This window comes from Streptomyces zingiberis (assembly GCF_012034935.1).
GTDB classification, from domain to species: domain Bacteria; phylum Actinomycetota; class Actinomycetes; order Streptomycetales; family Streptomycetaceae; genus Streptomyces; species Streptomyces zingiberis.
On record NZ_JAATEN010000030.1, the window covers coordinates 29,776 to 47,313 of the forward strand.

12 protein-coding genes and 1 pseudogene are annotated in these 17,538 nt (G+C 74.5%); 8 read left to right on the plus strand and 5 right to left on the minus strand.

Annotation, left to right across the window (positions count from 1 at the left end; all coding sequences use genetic code 11):
• Positions 1 to 93 precede the first annotated feature (93 nt).
• Both HCK00_RS25465 and hemL read right to left on the minus strand, forming a co-directional pair.
• Positions 94 to 738 (minus strand): histidine phosphatase family protein, encoded by a 645-nt coding sequence (locus HCK00_RS25465; RefSeq protein ID WP_168104392.1) that lies wholly within the window; start codon positions 736 to 738, stop codon positions 94 to 96.
• A 311-nt stretch (positions 739 to 1,049) separates the two neighbouring features.
• Positions 1,050 to 2,369 carry a glutamate-1-semialdehyde 2,1-aminomutase gene (gene hemL, locus HCK00_RS25470; protein ID WP_168104393.1) on the minus strand — a complete coding sequence of 440 codons (1,320 nt, stop codon included), beginning with the start codon at positions 2,367 to 2,369 and terminating at the stop codon, positions 1,050 to 1,052.
• A gap of 320 nt (positions 2,370 to 2,689) precedes the next feature.
• Between hemL and HCK00_RS25475 the strand changes: the two genes are divergently transcribed.
• Both HCK00_RS25475 and HCK00_RS25480 read left to right on the plus strand, forming a co-directional pair.
• Positions 2,690 to 3,271 (plus strand): hypothetical protein, encoded by a 582-nt coding sequence (locus HCK00_RS25475; protein WP_168104421.1) that lies wholly within the window; start codon positions 2,690 to 2,692, stop codon positions 3,269 to 3,271.
• A 241-nt stretch (positions 3,272 to 3,512) separates the two neighbouring features.
• A complete protein-coding gene (locus tag HCK00_RS25480) occupies positions 3,513 to 3,794 on the plus strand; it encodes a CsbD family protein (protein WP_311765486.1) in 282 nt (93 codons plus the stop codon).
• An 891-nt stretch (positions 3,795 to 4,685) separates the two neighbouring features.
• Here the strand turns inward: HCK00_RS25480 and HCK00_RS25485 are convergent.
• Both HCK00_RS25485 and HCK00_RS25490 read right to left on the minus strand, forming a co-directional pair.
• Positions 4,686 to 5,861 (minus strand): annotated as a pseudogene (locus HCK00_RS25485) (cation:proton antiporter); the annotation flags it as partial.
• A gap of 4 nt (positions 5,862 to 5,865) precedes the next feature.
• On the minus strand, positions 5,866 to 6,336 hold the full coding sequence (locus HCK00_RS25490; protein WP_168104394.1) for a cation:proton antiporter regulatory subunit: 471 nt from the start codon (positions 6,334 to 6,336) through the stop codon (positions 5,866 to 5,868).
• A gap of 395 nt (positions 6,337 to 6,731) precedes the next feature.
• Between HCK00_RS25490 and HCK00_RS25495 the strand changes: the two genes are divergently transcribed.
• From HCK00_RS25495 to HCK00_RS25510, 4 genes are all read left to right on the plus strand, one after another.
• The gene (locus HCK00_RS25495) at positions 6,732 to 7,490 is read left to right on the plus strand and encodes an SDR family NAD(P)-dependent oxidoreductase (RefSeq protein WP_168104395.1); all 759 of its coding nucleotides are present in this window, start codon (positions 6,732 to 6,734) and stop codon (positions 7,488 to 7,490) included.
• 225 nt (positions 7,491 to 7,715) lie between these two features.
• Complete coding sequence (locus HCK00_RS25500) at positions 7,716 to 8,750, plus strand: hypothetical protein (RefSeq protein ID WP_168104396.1); 1,035 nt, start codon at positions 7,716 to 7,718, stop codon at positions 8,748 to 8,750.
• Positions 8,751 to 8,839: 89 nt separating this feature from the next.
• Entirely contained in the window at positions 8,840 to 9,553 is a 714-nt protein-coding gene (locus HCK00_RS25505) for a DUF3558 domain-containing protein (RefSeq protein ID WP_168104397.1), read from the plus strand.
• Positions 9,554 to 9,992: 439 nt separating this feature from the next.
• Positions 9,993 to 11,351, plus strand: coding sequence for a DUF2637 domain-containing protein (locus HCK00_RS25510; protein ID WP_168104398.1), 1,359 nt, complete (start codon positions 9,993 to 9,995; stop codon positions 11,349 to 11,351).
• Between the two features lie 159 nt (positions 11,352 to 11,510).
• Here HCK00_RS25510 and lysS read toward each other — a convergent pair whose 3' ends face one another.
• Entirely contained in the window at positions 11,511 to 13,310 is a 1,800-nt protein-coding gene (gene lysS / locus HCK00_RS25515; protein WP_168104422.1) for a lysine--tRNA ligase, read from the minus strand.
• 401 nt (positions 13,311 to 13,711) lie between these two features.
• On the opposite strand from lysS, the gene argS reads away from it, so the two are divergent.
• A complete protein-coding gene (gene argS, locus HCK00_RS25520; protein ID WP_168104399.1) occupies positions 13,712 to 15,535 on the plus strand; it encodes an arginine--tRNA ligase in 1,824 nt (607 codons plus the stop codon).
• A 392-nt stretch (positions 15,536 to 15,927) separates the two neighbouring features.
• On the plus strand, positions 15,928 to 17,067 hold the full coding sequence (locus HCK00_RS25525) for a pyridoxal-phosphate-dependent aminotransferase family protein (protein ID WP_168104400.1): 1,140 nt from the start codon (positions 15,928 to 15,930) through the stop codon (positions 17,065 to 17,067).
• Positions 17,068 to 17,538: the final 471 nt, after the last annotated feature.

Genomic DNA, 17,538 nt, shown 5'->3' on the forward strand with positions numbered 1-17,538 from the left:
GCCGGGCCGGGCGCGCGGACGGCTCCGCGCCCGGCCGGTGGCCGCCGGGTCCCGCGCGGGGATCCGCCCGGCGGCCGTGTGATCAGGCGCCGCTCAGGCCCCGAACCCCTTGGCGCCCTTGACCGGCTTGGCGCCCGCGAGCAGATGCGGCGGCACGAGGTCCCGGGCCGGCTCGGTGTAGCCCACCGACACGATCCGGTCACCCTGGAAGGTGAAGGTGGTGAGGCTGGCCAGGGTGCACTGCCGCTTCCGCGGGTCGTGCCACAGCCTCCGCTTCTCCACGAAGCTGCGCACGACCCAGATGGGGAGCTGGTGGCTGACGGCCAGCGCCTCGTGGCCGCGCGCGGCGTCCCGGGCCGCGAACAGCGCGGCCTGCATCCGGGCCACCTGCTCGGCGTAGGGCTCGCCCCAGGACGGCCGGAAGGGGTTGGTCAGATGGCGCCAGTTCCCGGGGCGGCGCAGCGCGCCGTCGCCGACCCCGAAGGTCTTGCCCTCGAAGACGTTGGCGGCCTCGATCAGCCGCTCGTCGGTGGCGACCTCCAGCGCGTGCGACCGCGCCACGGGGGCCGCCGTCTCCTGGGCCCGCTCCAGCGGGGAGGCGACGACATGGGTGAGGTCGCGGTGCGCCAGGTGCTCCGCGACCCGGTCGGCCATCTTCCGGCCGAGTTCGGAGAGGTGGTAGCCGGCCCGGCGGCCGTAGAGCACGCCGCCGGGGTTCTCCACCTCGCCGTGGCGCATCAGATGGACGACGGTGATCGCGTCGTCCCCACCGGATCCACCGGACCCGCCGGACCCACCGGACCCGCCGGACCCGCCGGACCCGCCGGACCCGCCGGACCCACCGTCCCACCCGGGGCCGTGGTCCTCACCGTCCCCCGGACCCGCCGGACCCGCCGGACCGCCCGCCGCAGTGCCGCCCGCCGCCATACCCGCCGTCCTCTCGTCCCCCGCGCCGTTCGTGCCGTTCGCCCCGCGCGCCCCGCTGCCGCGGCCCGGATCTCCCTCGTCCCCCGTGCCGGGACCGTGTCCTCTCGCGCCCTCCCCGGCCGTCACGCCCCGGCCTCCGGGGTCGCGGCGGCGGCCGCCTGGGCCGCCGCGGGCAGGGCCGCCGCGATCCGCTCCACCGCCGCGGCATCGTGGGCGCTGGAGACGAACCACGACTCGAACGCGGACGGCGGCAGGTAGACCCCCCGCTCCAGCATCGCGTGGAAGAAGGCCGTGAAGCGGTACGCCTCCTGGGCCTTCGCGCCCGCGTAGTCGGTCACCGGCGCCTCGGTGAAGAAGACGGAGAACATGTTGCCCGCCGTCTGCACCCGGTGCGCCACGCCCTCCTTCGCCAGCGCCTCGGTGACCAGCTCGCGCACCTCGGCGGAGACCGCGTCCACCGCCTCGTACGCGGCGGCGCCGAGCTGGCGGAGCTGGGCGACGCCGGCCGCGGTGGCGACGGGGTTCCCGGAGAGCGTGCCCGCCTGGTAGACGGGGCCCGCCGGGGCGAGCGCCGCCATGACGTCGGCCCGGCCGCCGAAGGCCGCCGCCGGGAAGCCGCCGCCCATGACCTTGCCGAAGGTCATCAGGTCCGGGCGCACCCCGTCGATCCCGTACCAGCCGGCCCGGGAGACCCGGAAGCCGGTCATGACCTCGTCGGAGACGTAGAGCGCGCCGTGCTCCCGGCAGAGGGCGGCGAGCCCCTCGTTGAAACCGGGCAGCGGCGGGACGACGCCCATGTTGCCCGGCGAGGCCTCGGTGATCACACAGGCGATCTCACCGGGGTGGGCGGCGAAGGCGGCGCGGACGGCCTCCAGGTCGTTGTACGGCAGCACGACCGTCTCGCCGGCCTGGGCGCCCGTGACCCCGGGGGTGTCGGGCAGCCCGAACGTCGCCACCCCGGAGCCGGCCGAGGCCAGCAGGGCGTCCACGTGCCCGTGGTAGCAGCCGGCGAACTTGACCACCTTGGCCCGCCCGGTGAAGCCCCGCGCCAGCCGGATCGCCGACATCGTCGCCTCGGTGCCGGAGGAGACCAGCCGCACCTGCTCCACCGGCGCCACACGCGCCACGATCTCCTCGGCCAGCTCGACCTCGCCCTCGCCCGGCGTGCCGAAGGAGGTACCGCGCTCCACCGCCGCCCGGACGGCCTCCAGGACGGCCGGGTGGGAATGGCCGAGGATCATCGGCCCCCAGGAGCAGACGAGGTCGACGTACTCGCGGCCGTCGGCGTCGGTGAGATACGGGCCGGTACCGGACACCATGAACCGGGGCGTTCCACCCACGGCGCCGAACGCGCGGACCGGGGAGTTCACGCCACCGGGGGTCACGGCGGCCGCACGGTCGAAGAGCGCCTGGGAGAGCGGGGCTTCATACGGGAAAGACACTGTGATCCTGACCTGCGGGGAGGGAACGGGGGCAGCGCGGGGGCCCGGACGAGCGGCCGTACGGCGGCACGGCGGGCACGCCGCCGGCGCCCGCGCCGGGACCGGGCGCGGTGACCGTTCCTCCCACCGTTGAGACGAGGAGACCGGCCGTCCGTACGTCTGCGAGACTGGACCTGCTGGAAGTTAAGTCACGCAAGCCATGGTCTCAGAGCCCCGCAGGATCGTGCACAGCCGGGCGTTTCACCCGCCGGTCCCGGGGGAGGTCTCTGAGACGATGATCGGGTTGCGCGGCCCTGGCCGCGACTGTTCGGGTGGAGACTATGCATCGCGGTGGCGGACCGGGCGAGGGGACCGACGACCTGGACCCCGAGCGCGCCCGCTCCCCCCGTGCGGCCCGTCGGGGCAAGGGCCGGCACCGGGGAGAGGGCGTGCCGGAGAAACCGAGGGGGATCAGGAGTGGCCGGGTGGGGGTGACCTACAAATACTTCGGTGCGCCCGACGGTGCGACCGCCGCCCGCGTCCCCGTCTCCATGCGCCCCGAGGAACTCGGCGGTGACGAGCTGGGCATGGGGGGCATGTTCACGAAGATCAAGCCGGAGACGATGGCCGCCATGGTCCTCACCGGCATCGAGGGCATGCCGCTGCACAAGGTCCCGCCGCTGGAGCTGGTCGTCCTCCACCCCGACTACGCCGTCGTCAAACTGCCGGTCACGGCCGTCGACCCGCTGCGCGGGATCGGCGAGGAGGCGGTCGGCGCCGCGGCCTTCATCTGGTCCACGGTCCCCGACCGCGGCGGCCCGCGCGACGCCTTCACCGTCTACCAGCTCCTCCACGAGTGGCAGGACTTCTCCGAGCGCCTCCACCACGCGGGGCACCAGCCCTACTGCCTGGTGTGGCCCTGAGCGTTCCGGCGTCACCCGGGCGCGAGCCCCGGCGCCCGGCGGCGGAGGCGCGGTCCACGGGTCCCGCCCTCGGGTTCGGCCCCTCGACCCCTCCGCCCCGGTACGCCTGACAGGCCCCTGACACCCACCCGGGATCACCCCCGGGACTCGGCCGGCACCTCCACACGCACGGCCGAATGGCCCGAATTGTCCACCCTGGGTATGTTCGAAAGGGACATACGAGACCCGAGGGAGGACCGCCATGGGCGGCGAGAGCTCGCTGAACAAGGGCAAGGGCAAGGCGAAGGAGATGGCCGGGAAGGCGACCGGCGACGAGCGGCTGGCCGCCGAGGGCCGGACCGACCAGCTCCGGAGCAAGGGCGAGGACGCCATGAAGAGCGCCACGCAGCGCGCCAAGGGCGTCGCGGACTCCCTGCGCCACCGGGACAAGGGCAAGGGCTCGGGACCGGGCGCCGGTGGGGGCGGCGGTGCGGGCGAGGGCCGGTCCGGGGGCGACGGCGGATCCGGGCACGAGACCGGCTGACGCCCCACGGACCTTCCCGTGCGTTTCCGTGCGTTTCCGGGGCCCGGATCCTCCGGTGCGTGCAGCCGGGGCGGACACCGAGGACGACGTCCGGCGGCTGCGGCCGGCCCGCGAGGCCGTCGGCCCGGACCCGGCCGGTGCCAGGAGCGGGGGCCGGCCCGGCAAAGCCGAAGGGGTCCGGAAGGATCCCGAGGGGGGTCCGGAAGGGTCCCGAGTGGTCCGGAAACCAGGACCCGGGACGCCAGGGACCGCGACAACGGAAGGCCGGCCGAACCTCCGGCCGCCCGAGGCGGCCCCGGGCCCCAGGCCGGGGTGGTGTGGACCGTGGGGTGTGAGCCGTGCGACCTGCCGGGCCACCGCGGGCCACCCGCTCCGCGCGCTGACCTCCGAGCGCTGACGCGCCTCCGCCCCGAACCCGACCGTGGGTCCGGGGCGGAGGCGCGCGTCAGCGCGCCAGACTCCGGGCGCCAGACTCCGGGCGCCAGACTCCGGGCGCCAGGCTCCGGGCTCCGGGCTCCGGGCTCCGGGCTCCGGGCGTCAGGCTCCGGGGTTGGTGCGCGCGGCCGCCGAACTGTCCGTTCCGGCATCACCACCGCCACCACCGCCACCGCCACCGTCACCGGCGGCCCCCGAAGCGGACCCGTTACCGGCGCCGTTGCCCGCACCGGCACTCCCGGCCCCGCTCGTCCCGGCCCCGCTCGTCCCGATACCGCCGGCCGTCCCGGCGCCGCGGGCCCCGTTGCCCGTACCGCTGACACTGCCCGTACCGGCCCCGTCGCCCGTCCCGGCGCCGCGAGCCCCGTTGCCCGTCCCGGTGTCACCGCCCGTCCCGGCGGCCGGGCCGCCGTCCGTGCCGGTGCCGCTGCCGGTCCCCGGGCCGCCGCTCCCCGCCGGGGGCGGCGCCGTGCGCGCGAGGACGTGGCGCAGCCGCATCGCGACGGGTTCGGTGTAGCGGGCGGTCAGCGGGCCGAGGATGACGAGCAGCAGCACGTAGGCCGTGGCCAGCGCGCCGAGCTGCGGTTCGACACCGGCGCCGATCGCCAGCCCGGCGATGACGATGGAGAACTCGCCGCGTGCCACCAGGGCACCGCCGGCGCGCCAGCGGCCCTTCTCGCCGATGCGCGCCCGCTTCGCCGCCCAGTACCCCGTCGCGATCTTGGTGAGGGCGGTGACCACCGCCAGCACCAGTGCCGGGAAGATCACCGGCGGTATGGTCGAGGGGTCGGTGTGCAGCCCGAAGAAGACGAAGAAGACCGCGGCGAAGAGGTCCCGGAGCGGCACCAGCACGTTGTGCGCCCCCTCCGCCACCTCCCCGGAGAGCGCGATGCCGACCAGGAACGCGCCGACCGCCGCCGAGACCTGCAGTTGCTGGGCGATCCCCGCCACCAGCAGCGTCAGGCCCAGCACGACCAGCAGCAGCTTCTCCGGGTCGTCCGTGGAGACGAACCGCGAGATGTGGCGGCCGTAGCGCACGGCGACGAAGAGCACGAGCCCCGCCACCCCGAGCGCGATGCCCAGCGTCACACTGCCCGCGGCGATGGAGAGCCCGGCGACCAGCGCCGTGAGGACGGGCAGGTACACCGCCATCGCCAGGTCCTCCAGCACCAGGATGGAGAGGATCACCGGCGTCTCCCGGTTGCCGACCCGCCCCAGGTCGCCCAGCACCTTGGCGATGACACCGGAGGACGAGATCCAGGTGACACCGGCCAGCACCACCGCCGCGACCGGCCCCCAGCCCAGCAGCAGCGCCGCGGCCGCCCCGGGCAGCGCGTTGAGGGCGCAGTCGACGATCCCGGCCGGGTACTGCTTGCGGAGGTTGCTCACCAGGTCGGTGGCGCTGTACTCCAGCCCGAGCATCAGCAGCAGCAGGACGACGCCGATCTCCGACGCCTGGGCGACGAACTCCTCGCTGGCGCCCAGCGGCAGCAGGCCGCCCTGGCCGAAGGCCAGCCCGGCGAGGAGGTAGAGCGGGATCGGCGAGAAACCGTAGCGGCCGGCGAAGCGGCCGAGGAGGCCGAGGGCCAGGACGATGCCGCCGAGTTCGATCAGGAATATCGCTTCGTGCATCCGGTCATTCCCGTTCGAGGATCGCGGCGGCGGCGTCGACGCCTTCGCGGGTGCCGATGACGATGAGCGTGTCGCCCCCGGCCAGCCGGAAGGCGGGGCTCGGCGAGGGGATCGCCTCGGCCCGGCGCAGCACCGCGACGACCGAGGCGCCCGTCTCCGTGCGCAGGCAGGTGTCGCCCAGCACCCGGCCGTTCCAGTGCGAGGTGGCGCCCAGCGGGACGCGCTCGGCGACCAGGCCGAGGTCCGTGGTGTGGAGGAGGCTGGGGTTGTGGTCGTGCGGCGTCAGCGTGTCGGCCAGCAGGGCCGCCTCCGCCCCGGTGAGGTGCAGGGACAGCGCGCAGGCGTCGGGGTCGTCGGAGCGGTACGCGTTGAGGCTGCGCGTGCCGTCGCGGTGCGCGACGACCGACAGCCGCCGGCGCTCCCGTGTGGTCAGTTCGTACTGGACACCGATGCCGGGCAGTGGTGTCGTGCTCATCCGTGGAGCCCCCACGCCGACCCCCTCCTTCTGACGTCGCGGCTCTCCCGGAGTCGCTGTCTGCGCTGTTCCCGCCGTTGGCGGCGGACGCGGCACCCTGCCGTGTCCCCATCAAACCCTGCCATACACGCGCCGGCCGGACCGCACGGCGAGGGGCCCTGAACCGCGCCGGACGGCGGTGCCCCGGCCCCGCCGCCGCGGTGACCGCTCCGTTCCCCTCACCGCCCGCCGATGTCCGCACATGTCAGGCGCCGGTCCCCCGGTCGGACCCTCCGCTGATCCGATCGGCGGGGGCATATCCTTCGAGCGGACGATCACGCCCGGCCGGTGGCCCCCACAGCGGTCGGCGAGGCCCGCAGAGCGCGTAACGCCAACCAGCCCGCAACGGAGGCACCATGAGCACCCGCACCGCCGTCGTCACCGGCGCCAGCAGCGGAATCGGCGCGGCCACCGCCCGGAAGCTGGCCGAGGCCGGTTACCGGGTGGTCCTCACCGCGCGCCGGGCCGAGCGCGTCGAGGCGCTCGCCGCCGAGCTGACGGCGGCCGGCCGGGAGGCCGTCGCGCACCCGCTGGACGTCACCGACCGGCAGGCCGTCGACGCCTTCGCCGCCTCCCTGGACCGCTGCGACGTGCTGGTCAACAACGCGGGCGGGGCCTTCGGCCTCGACCCCGTCGCGGAGGGGGACCCCGCCGACTGGCGGGCGATGTACGAGGTCAACGTCCTCGGGGTGCTCCACGTGACCCAGGCCCTGCTGCCCGCCCTCAAGGGATCGGGGGACGGCACGGTCGTCGTGCTCTCCTCCACCGCCGGCCTCGGCACCTACGAGGGCGGCGGTGGCTACGTCGCCGCCAAGCACGGCGCGCACGCCCTCACCGAGACGCTGCGGCTGGAGCTCTGCGGCGCCCCCGTCCGGGTCGTGGAGGTGGCGCCCGGCATGGTGCGCACGGACGAGTTCTCGCTGACCCGGTTCCGCGGCGACCAGGAGCGAGCGGACGCCGTCTACGCGGGCGTCGCCGACCCGCTCACGGCGGAGGACGTGGCGGACACCGTCGCCTGGGCCGTCACCCGCCCCTCGCACGTCAACATCGACCTGCTCGTCGTCCGCCCCCGCGCCCAGGCGTCCAACACCAAGGTGCACCGCGAGCCCCGCTGAGCCGGGCCGGCCACGCCGCCGGACCGCCCCGCCGGCCCCGCCCGCAGGCCGCCTTCGCGGACCGCCCCCGCGGCCGGACGCCCCCACCGCGCCGTCACCACACCCACACCACCGGACATCCGTCACACAACCGGCACCAACCCGGCGGTGCGGCGGCACGTGCGGTACACATGGTCTTCCGTCCGCCGAACGGCGGCATCCACCCCCCGAAGGGAGCCGGGCACCGTGCAGCGAAGGGCGTACCGAACGAACGCCGCGGCGGTCGCGCTGCTCATGGGCCTGGTCGCCGGCGCCGCCGGCTGCACCGGCTCCTCCGGCGACGAGGGTGGCGGCGACGCCCAGGAGAACGCGCCCACCGCCGGCCCCACGGCCCGGCCCGGCAAGTACCGCACCCTCCCCGAGGCCTGCGGCGTCGTGGACCGCGGCACGCTCCGGGCCCTGCTGCCCGGCCTGGAGGCGCTGGACGACGGCAAACGCGAGACGGCCTACGCAGGCCACCCGTCCGTCACCTTCGACACCGGCCGCCGCGCGGGCTGCCGCTGGACCGCCGGACTGCCCGACGGCTCCCACAACCTGGAGATCGACCTCGAACGGGTCGTCTCCTACGACCGGGCCCTCAGCGACGACGACCGCGCCCAGCAGCTCTACGACAAGAAGGCGTCCGCCGCGGGGATCCCGGCCCCGGCCGACGAGAAGCCGGACGACGGCAAACCGTCCGCCTCGGCCTCCGCGTCCGAGGCGGAGAACGCCGAGAACGCCGAGAACGCCGAGAACGCCGACGGCAAGAACGACCGGGACTCCGCGGACGGCAAGGCCGGCGGCAGCGAACCGGACGCCGGCAAGGGGGACGCCGGCGGGGACAAGACCGGCGAGACCGGGAAGCCGGGTGGCACCGGCAAGGACGCCGAGGACTCCGAGGACGGCGAGAGCAGCAAGGGAAGCGAGGAAGCAGGCGAGGAGGGCGGGGGCGACGACGGGGCCGAGAGCTCCACCCCCTCCCCCGAGGACTCCGACGAGCCCCTTCTCGCCCCCCGTCCCCTCGACGGGCTGGGTGATGTCGCTTACATCGACGACCACCTCGTCACGGCCGACTCGGGCGTCCACCGTGACATCACCATCGTCTTCCGGGCGTCGAACGTCCTGGTGACCATCGTCTACGACCGGTGGTCCACGATCCGTTCGGACATCCCCGGCAGCGAGGAGTTGCAGAGCCGGGCCCAGCGGCTGGCCCGGGAGCTCTCCGAGACCTTCGACGCATGAACCGCCACCCGTCCGCCGTCACCCCGTACGGTGGTGCGGCGTACGGGTGGCACCAGCGCCTCCCCGGATGACAGCAGAGCGAAGGAACCATGTACCGAACAGCCACGCGACTTCTCGCCGCAGCAGCCGTCATACCCGTGATGTTCGTGGCCGGCTGCTCCTCCGACTCCGGTGACCAGGCCGACGGGAAGGCGTCCCCGGCGCCGGGGGAGAGCAGCGCGGCGCCGACGGTGGCGCCCGCGAAGTTCTCCGGCCTGCCGAAGCCCTGCTCCGTGCTCGGCAAGGACACCATCGGCGACCTGGTCCCCAAGGCGGACAGCAAGTCCGGCACCGCCGGCAAGTCGAGCGATGTCGAGGCGCGCGGAAGCTGCTCCTGGCACGGGCTCGACGGCTTCCAGTACCGCTGGCTGGACGTCTCGCTCCAGCGCTTCGACTCGGACGCGACGCTCGGCGACGCCGAGTCGCGCGCCCAGGAGTACTTCACCAAGCAGGTCTCCGAGGCGAAGTCCGTCAAGGGCGGCAAGGACGTGAAGGACGCCGGCCCCTCGGGCATCGGCGACCAGGCCGCCACCGTCCGGTACTCCGTCACCAAGGACGGTGACGGCTACCGCAACCAGACCGTGGTGACCCGCACGGAGAACGTCGTCATCACCCTCAACTACAACGGCGCCGGCTACGAGGATGCCAAGCCGCCCAAGGCGGAGGACCTGCTCAAGGACGCCGAGAAGGCCGCCAAGGAGGCGGTCGCGGCCGTCGCCGAGGCCAACGGCGGAAAGGGCGGCGCCGGCAGCGACGCGAGCTGAGGGCGACGGCCCGGGCGCCGGGGCCACGGCCCGCCCGGGCTGTGGTCCCGCCCGCGCCGGCCGGCCCGGGTACGGCCGTCCCGGTGCCTGCCGCCGGCGGCCCAGGGCCGCTCCCAGCCGCTCCCAGCCGCCTCCTCGACGGCCGATCACCACCCCGGAGCCCGGGCCCAGGACGGGTCCGGGCTCCTCGCCGCTCGCACACATGTGCCAGGCTGTCCCCCCGAGTTGTCGACCCGAAGCCACCGGACCTCCGAAGTCGCCGCGCCCACGGTGCCGCCGGCCGAGGCGACGCCGGTGGTGGAGACGCCGGCGACACCGGGCCGGTGCCCCGGTCCCGGCCGGCGCCCCGTTCCCGACGGGCCCGGTCCTCGACGACGGAGTCCTCGGCACCACAGTTCTCGACGACACAGCAGCCGGAAGGGGAGCGCGGGTGGCCGCCATGCAGCTGACACGCACACACCGCATCTTGATCGGGGTGGTCGTCGCCGGCGCCGTCCTCATCGCGGCGATCGGCTTCGCCGGTTCCTACGCCGCGGTGCGCGACCTGGCGGAGCAGAAAGGTTTCGGAGCGTTCTCCGTGGTCTTCCCGATCGGGATCGACGCGGGCATCGTCGTCCTGCTCGCCCTCGACCTGCTGCTGACCTGGATCCGCATCCCCTTCCCCCTGCTCCGGCAGACCGCGTGGCTGCTCACCGCCGCCACCATCGCCTTCAACGGCGCCGCCGCCTGGCCGGACCCGCTGGGCGTGGGGATGCACGCCGTCATCCCGGTCCTCTTCGTGGTCTCCGTCGAGGCGGCCCGTCACGCGATCGGCCGGATCGCCGACATCACCGCCGACAAGCACATGGAGGGCGTCCGCCTCTCCCGCTGGCTGCTGGCCTTCCCCTCCACCTTCCGGCTGTGGCGCCGGATGAAACTGTGGGAGCTGCGCTCCTACGACGAGGTCATCCGCCTCGAACAGGACCGCCTCGTCTACCAGGCCAGGCTGCGCGCCCGCTACGGCCGCGCCTGGCGCCGCAAGGCACCCGTCGAGGCCGTGATGCCGCTCCGGCTCGCCCGCTACGGCGTCCCGCTGGCCGAGACCGCCCCGGCCGGACTGGCGGCCGCGGGCATCGAACCCCGGCTGCTTCCGGCCGACCCCGCGCCCCCGGAGCTGGAATCCGCCACAGCCCGTCCCACGACGGCCCGGCCCGGCGCACCGGCCACGGCCACCGGTCAGGAGCCGGGCCACGAGCGCCCGGCGGAGGAGCCCCTGCCCCACCAGGAGCAGGGCGGCCCCACCCACGACGCGGCCGGGTACCCCACGGAACCGGCCGGGCACATCCTCCCGCAGCTTCCCCCGCAGCCCCACCGCTCCCGGCAGGAGGAGCAGCCCCAGCCGGCCCCCGTGCCGCAGCAGCGCGCGGCCGGCCCCGGGCCGGCACCGGCCGGGGGCCAGGCCCCGGCGGTGCCCACCGGCGCGGTGCCGGGCGGGACGGGGCCGGGTGGGACGGTGCCGGGCGGGACGGACGCGCCGGCCGGGGGCCAGGAGCCCGCCTCCCGGTTCCAGGTGCCGAACGGGGCCGGCGGCACCCGGCCGCTGGGCCAGGGGGTGCAGGACGCCATGCCCACCGACGACGAGCTGTACCACACCTTCCGCGGCTCGATAGCGGGCGAGGGCATGCCGACGGCGCGCGCCTTCGCCGCGAACGTCGAGGCGGCCCACGGGCTGCGCCTGGACAGCCGCGAGGTGGACCAGTACATGAAGCGGTTCACGGCACGCTTCGAAACCGAGCTGTTCGAGGACCACATCGCGTAGAACTCCCCGGGAACCCCGAGGCCGGCCGGGCCCCCGGAGCGGGCCCACCGTCCCGGAAGGGCTGCCCCACCGGCAGAGCGCGCGCCCCGCGGGCCCACCCCCGGAAAGCCCGAGGGGGCGCCCCGGAGCGGGGCGCCCCCTCGGCCGGAGGCCGGTCGCTCAGCCCGCCAGCAGCTTCCGCACCCGGTCCGCGCCCACCGCCAGCAGCAGCGTCGGCAGCCGGGGCCCGGTGTCACCGCCCACGAGCAGCCGGTACAGCAGGGCGAAGAACGTCCGCTGTGCCGTCTTCAGCTCCGGCGTCGGCTTGGCGTCCGCGGGCAGACCCGCCTGGATCTTCGGCACGCCGTAGACCAGCGTCGTCAGCCCGTCCAGCGACCAGTGGTCGTCCAGCCCGTCCAGCAGCAGCCGCAGCGACTCGCGCTCGGTCTCGCCGAGGGAGGCCAGCAGCTCGCCGTCCGGCTCCTCCCGGACCCGGGTGCGCTGCTCCGCCGGGACCTGCGTGCGGATCCAGCACTCGGCGCGGTCCAGCCGGGGCCGCACCTCGTCCAGCGAGCGGATCGGGTTCTCCGGGTCCAGGTCGCGCAGGATGCGCAGGGTCTGCTCGCTGTGCCCCGTGGTGACGTCGACGACCGAGGCCAGCGTGCGGTACGGCAACGGCCGCGGCGTGCGCGGCAACTCGGCGGCGGCGGTGGAGACGGCCCGCCGGTACGCGGCGGCGTCCGCCGGCTGTGCCGAACCGTCCGCGATCCGCCGCCCCAGGGCGTCCCACTCGTCGTAGAGCCGCTGGATCTCCTGGTCGAACGCGATCTTGAAGGACTGGTTCGGCTTGCGGCGCGCGTACAGCCAGCGCAGCAGCGGCGCCTCCATGATCTGCAGGGCGTCCTCCGGCGTCGGCACCCCGCCCTTCGAGCTGGACATCTTCGCCATCCCGCTGATGCCCACGAAGGCGTACATCGGCCCGATGGGCGACTCGGCCCCGAAGATCTCCCGCACCAGCTGGCCGCCGACGGTGAACGAGGAGCCCGGCGTGGAGTGGTCCACCCCGGACGGCTCGAACACCACGCCCTCGTACGCCCAGCGCATCGGCCAGTCCACCTTCCAGACCAGCTTGCCCCGGTTGTGCTCGGAGAGGCGCACCGTCTCGGAGTGGCCGCACACGCAGCGGTAGGCCAGCTCCGTGGTCGCGTCGTCGTAGGACGTGACCGTGGTGAAGTCCCGGTCGCAGAAGGAGCAGTACGGCTTGTACGGGAAGTAGCCGGCGCCCGCGCCCGAGCCGTCGTCCTCGCCCGCCGCGCCGGAGCCCTCGGCGGCCGCCTCGGCCGCCGCGACATCGGCCGCGTCCGCCGGCTTGGCCCCCTTCTGCTGCTTCTGCGGCTTCTGCTGCTTCTGCTGTTCCAGCTGCTGCTGCTCGGCCTGCGTCTGCTGCGCGGCGGCCTTCGCGGGCTTGCCCTTGGTGCGGTAACGGCCCAGTACGGCGTCGATCCGCGCACGCTCGCGCATGGCGAAGAGGATCTGCTCGCGGTAGGCACCCGAGGTGTACTGGAGCGTCTGGCTGACCGGGTGCACCTCGATGCCGAGCTGCTCCAGCGCGGCCACCATCGGCGCCTTGAAGTGCTCCGCCCAGCTGGTGTACTCGCTGCCGGGCGGCGCGGGCACGCTGGTGAGCGGCTTGCCGATGTGCTCCGACCAGGACGGGTCGATCCCGGCCGGCACCTTGCGGAACCGGTCGTAGTCGTCCCAGGAGAGCAGGTGCACGCAGTCGTACCCGCGCCGCCGGATCTCGTCGGCGACCAGGTGCGGGGTCATGACCTCCCGCAGATTGCCCAGGTGGATCGGGCCGGACGGGCTCAGCCCGGACGCGCAGACGATCGGTTTGCCGGGGGCACGGCGCTCCGCCTCGGCGATGACCTCGTCCGCGAAACGGGAGACCCAGTCGGCCTCGGTGCTCTCAGCCACGATCGGCACGTCCCCTCTTTCTGCGCTGCCGCGCGTTTCCCTCGCGCTGCCGCGCGCTGTCCTCTGCTTCCGTCCGCGCCACCGCGCGGTGCCCGGCCACGTCACTCCGCGGTCGGCCCGCGGTGTTCTCCTGCCGCCCGCCGCGGGGCGGTCCTCCGCGCCGTCGGGGCACGTCGGTCCGCGCCGCCTCCTGCCACGCCGCCACGTACCGCTGCCCCGCGCGTTCTTCCCGGCCCGCGGCCGCACCGCGTTCCCGTCCGGAGGTGCGGCCCCGCCATTGTCCCAGACCCGGAAACGCTCCGGCCCCCACCACGGTGCCGTGGGATACTGACCGGACACCCGGTCCGCCCGGCACCGCGGCGGACGGCACCGCACCCCACCGCGAAAGAAGGCGCGAGCTCCCCATGGCCCCGGTCCCTTCCCTTTCCGCCACCGTCCACCAGCGTCTCGCGGACGCCCTCGCCGCCGCCCTGCCGGAGGCCGGCGACGCCGATCCGCTGCTGCGACGGAGCGACCGGGCGGACTTCCAGGCCAACGGCATGCTGGCGCTGGCCAAGCGGCTGAAGGGCAATCCGCGTGAGCTGGCCGCGTCGGTGGCGGACCACATCCCCACCTCCGGCGACGCCGACCCCGATCCGGTGATCCGCGCGATCAAGGTCTCCGGACCCGGCTTCCTCAACATCACCGTGGCCGACTCCGCGATCACTTCGACGCTGGCGCTGCGCGCGGCCGACGGGCGGCTCGGCGTGCCCTTCGCGGAGCGCCCGGGCACCACCGTCATCGACTACTCCCAGCCGAACGTCGCCAAGGAGATGCACGTCGGTCACCTCCGCTCCACGGTGATCGGTGACGCCGTGGTGAAGATTCTGGACCACCTCGGTGAGACGGTGATCCGGCGCCACCACATCGGCGACTGGGGCACCCAGTTCGGCATGCTGATCCAGTACCTCATCGAGCACCCGCAGGAGCTGGACCACGCCTCGGACACCGCCGGCACCACCGGGGGCACCACCGGGGACACCACCGAGGGCGCCACAGCCGAGGGCGAGGCGGCCATGGCCCGGCTCAACCGGCTCTACAAGGCGTCCCGGGCGCTGTTCGACTCGGACGAGGAGTTCAAGGACCGGGCGCGGCGCCGCGTGGTCGACCTCCAGTCGGGTGACGAGGAGACGCTGGCCCTCTGGCACAAGATCGTCGACGAGTCGAAGATCTACTTCCAGGGTGTCTACGCCAAGCTGGACGTGGAGATCCGCGACGAGGACGTGGTCGGCGAGAGCGCCTACAACGACGACCTCCGGCGGGTCTGCGAGGAGCTGGAGGCGGCCGGCGTGGCCGTCCGCTCCGAGGGCGCGCTCTGCGTCTTCTTCGACGACGTGAAGGGGCCCGAGGGCAAGCCGGTCCCGCTGATCGTGCAGAAATCCAACGGTGGTTTCGGCTACGCGGCGACCGACCTCGCCGCCATCCGCGACCGCGTCGGCACCCTCAAGGCCGACACCCTGCTCTACGTCGTGGACGCCCGGCAGGCGCTCCACTTCAAGATGGTGTTCGAGACCGCCCGGCGGGCCGGCTGGCTGCCCGAGGGCGCCGCCCGGCAGCTCGCCTTCGGCACGGTCCTCGGCAAGGACGGCAAGCCGTTCAAGACCCGCGAGGGTGAGACGGTGCGCCTGGTGGACCTGCTGGACGAGGCCGTGGAGCGGGCGGCCACCGTCGTCACCGAGAAGGCTCCCGAGCTGACCGCGGAGGAGGTCGCCGAGCGCGCCGCCCAGGTCGGCATCGGGGCGGTGAAGTACGCGGACCTCTCCAACTCCATGGCGCGGGACTACGTCTTCGACCTGGACCGGATGGTCTCCCTCAACGGCGACACCAGCGTCTACCTCCAGTACGCCTACGCCCGGATCCAGTCCATCCTGCGCAAGGCGGGCTCGGCGGTGCCCCGGCCCCACGCGGAGCTGCCGCTCTCCGCCGCCGAGCGGACGCTGGGCCTGCACCTGGACGCCTTCGCCGAGACCCTGGCCTCGGTCGCCGAGACCCACGAGCCGCACAAGCTGGCCGCGTACCTCTACCAGCTCGCCACGGCCTACACGGCGTTCTACGACCAGTGCCCGGTACTGAAGCCCGGGAACTCGGCGGAGGTCACCGAGAACCGGCTGTTCTTCTGCGACCTGACGGCCCGCACCCTCGGCCAGGGCATGGCGCTGCTGGGCATCCGCACCCCCGAACGCCTCTGAGCCCGGTGCGGGAGGCCGGGCCGGCACGGCCGTCCTCCCGCACCGCGGCCATGGGCGCGGGCCATGGGCGCAGACCAGCCGCAGACCATGGGCCGCGGGGCCACGGGCCGCACTGCCCGGACGGGGGCCGATCACGGAGGTACGCTCCCCTTACCGCCGCGGCCCCGCCGGTCCGTATCGCGTCCGCCGAGCCCGCCGAGCAGACCGAGCCCACCACCGACCCGCGTGCATCCGATCGCATGAGCCGACGCCACGTCACCGCGCGGCGTTCGAGCTCACGGACGAGGCCGCCTTCCCGGCGGCTTCCGGCACCGCGCCCCTCCGCCCTTCCGCCCGCCACCTGCCACCTGCCACCTGCCACCTGCCACGAACGAGAGAGTGAGCGAGCCCTCATGTCCCACCCCCTCCTCGACCTCGCACCGCTCTCCGCCGAACACTTCGCCTCCATCGAACGGCGGATCGGCGCCGTCCTGCGGACGGACGCCGACGTGATCGTCATGCAGGGGGAGGCGCTGCTGCCGCTGGAGGGCTGCATCCGCGGCGCGGCACGCCCGGGTTCGACCGCTCTCAACGTGATCACCGGACCCTACGGACAGACGTTCGGCGGCTGGCTGCGCGACTCCGGTGCGAACGTGATCGACATCGAGGTTCCGTACCACACCTCCGCCTCCGCGGAGGCCGTGCGGCGCGCGCTCGCGGAGCACCCCGAGACGGAACTCGTCTCCCTGGTGCACGCCGAGGCCGCCACCGGCAACACCAACCCCGTGGGCCCCATCGGCGCCGTCGTCCGCGAGCACGGGGCCCTGCTGATGCTGGACGCCGTGGCCTCCGTCGCCGCCGAGCCACTGGAGACCGACCGGTGGGGGGTGGATCTCTGTGTGATCGGCGCCCAGAAGGCCATGGGCGGCCCGGCCGGGGTCTCCGCCGTCTCGGTGAGCGAACGCGCCTGGGAGCGGATCCGGACGAACCCGAACGCGCCCCGCCGCTCCTACCTCTCCCTGCTGGACTGGAAGGAGCGCTGGATCGACACCGGTCGCACCGCGCTGCCGCACGCGCCGGCGCAGTTGGAGATGCTCGCCCTGGAGGCGTGCGTCCGCCGTATCGAGGAGAACGGCGGGCTCGACAGCTCCATCGCCCGCCACCGCGCCACCGCGGCGGCCATGCGCGCCGGCGCCGAGGCCCTGACCGGGCAGGGCGGGGAGGGCCTGCGCCCGTACGTCACCGACGCGCGCGACGCGGCCCCCGTCGCCACCACCCTCCGGGCCCCCGACTCCCTCGACGCCCGCGAGCTCGTGACGGCCGCCCTGGCCGCCGCTCCCCCCAACTCCCGGGCCCTCCCGCTGGCGGCGGGCGGCGGAGCCCTGGGCCGCGAGATGATCCGGGTCAACCACTACGGTCCGGACGCCACGCCGGGCACCGTCGTCCGGGTGCTCACCGCCCTGGCCGAAGCGCTGAACGCGGCAGGCGTCCGCGCCGACCTCGACGCGGCCTCGACGGCGGCCGAATCGGCCTGGTCCGGACCGGCGGAGTAGCGGACCCGGGCCGCTGCGAGAGCAGGCGAGGCCGCTCCGGAGTCGCTCCCGGAACCAGGAGAGGCCGCTCCCGGCCTGCCCAGGAATGCTCCTGCTCCCTCGCTGCGCGGGCCCGGTCCACAGCCTCGGCCCTGCCTTCGTGTCGTGCTGCCGTGCTGCCGTCAACGATCAGGTGCAGGTGAGCCGCCGACGACACCGGCGAGGGGCCCGGTGGGCGGGGTCGTGGGTGATGCCGGGTGGGCGGCGCGGTGGTGGTGCGGGTGGGTCGCGGGTTGCCGGGTTATCTCCCTCACACTGCGTGAGCACGGCAGAGCCGAACGGGTGAACCCCCCGAACGAGAAGCCGGGCAAGGAACAGACATTTCCCGGCCCTCGGCGGCGCATCCCCATGGCCATCGGCAACAGGACCGCCTCCCTCTGTCCGTGCGCCGCCTGGGCGAACGACAGCCTCCCAGCAGGACTGCGCGGGACG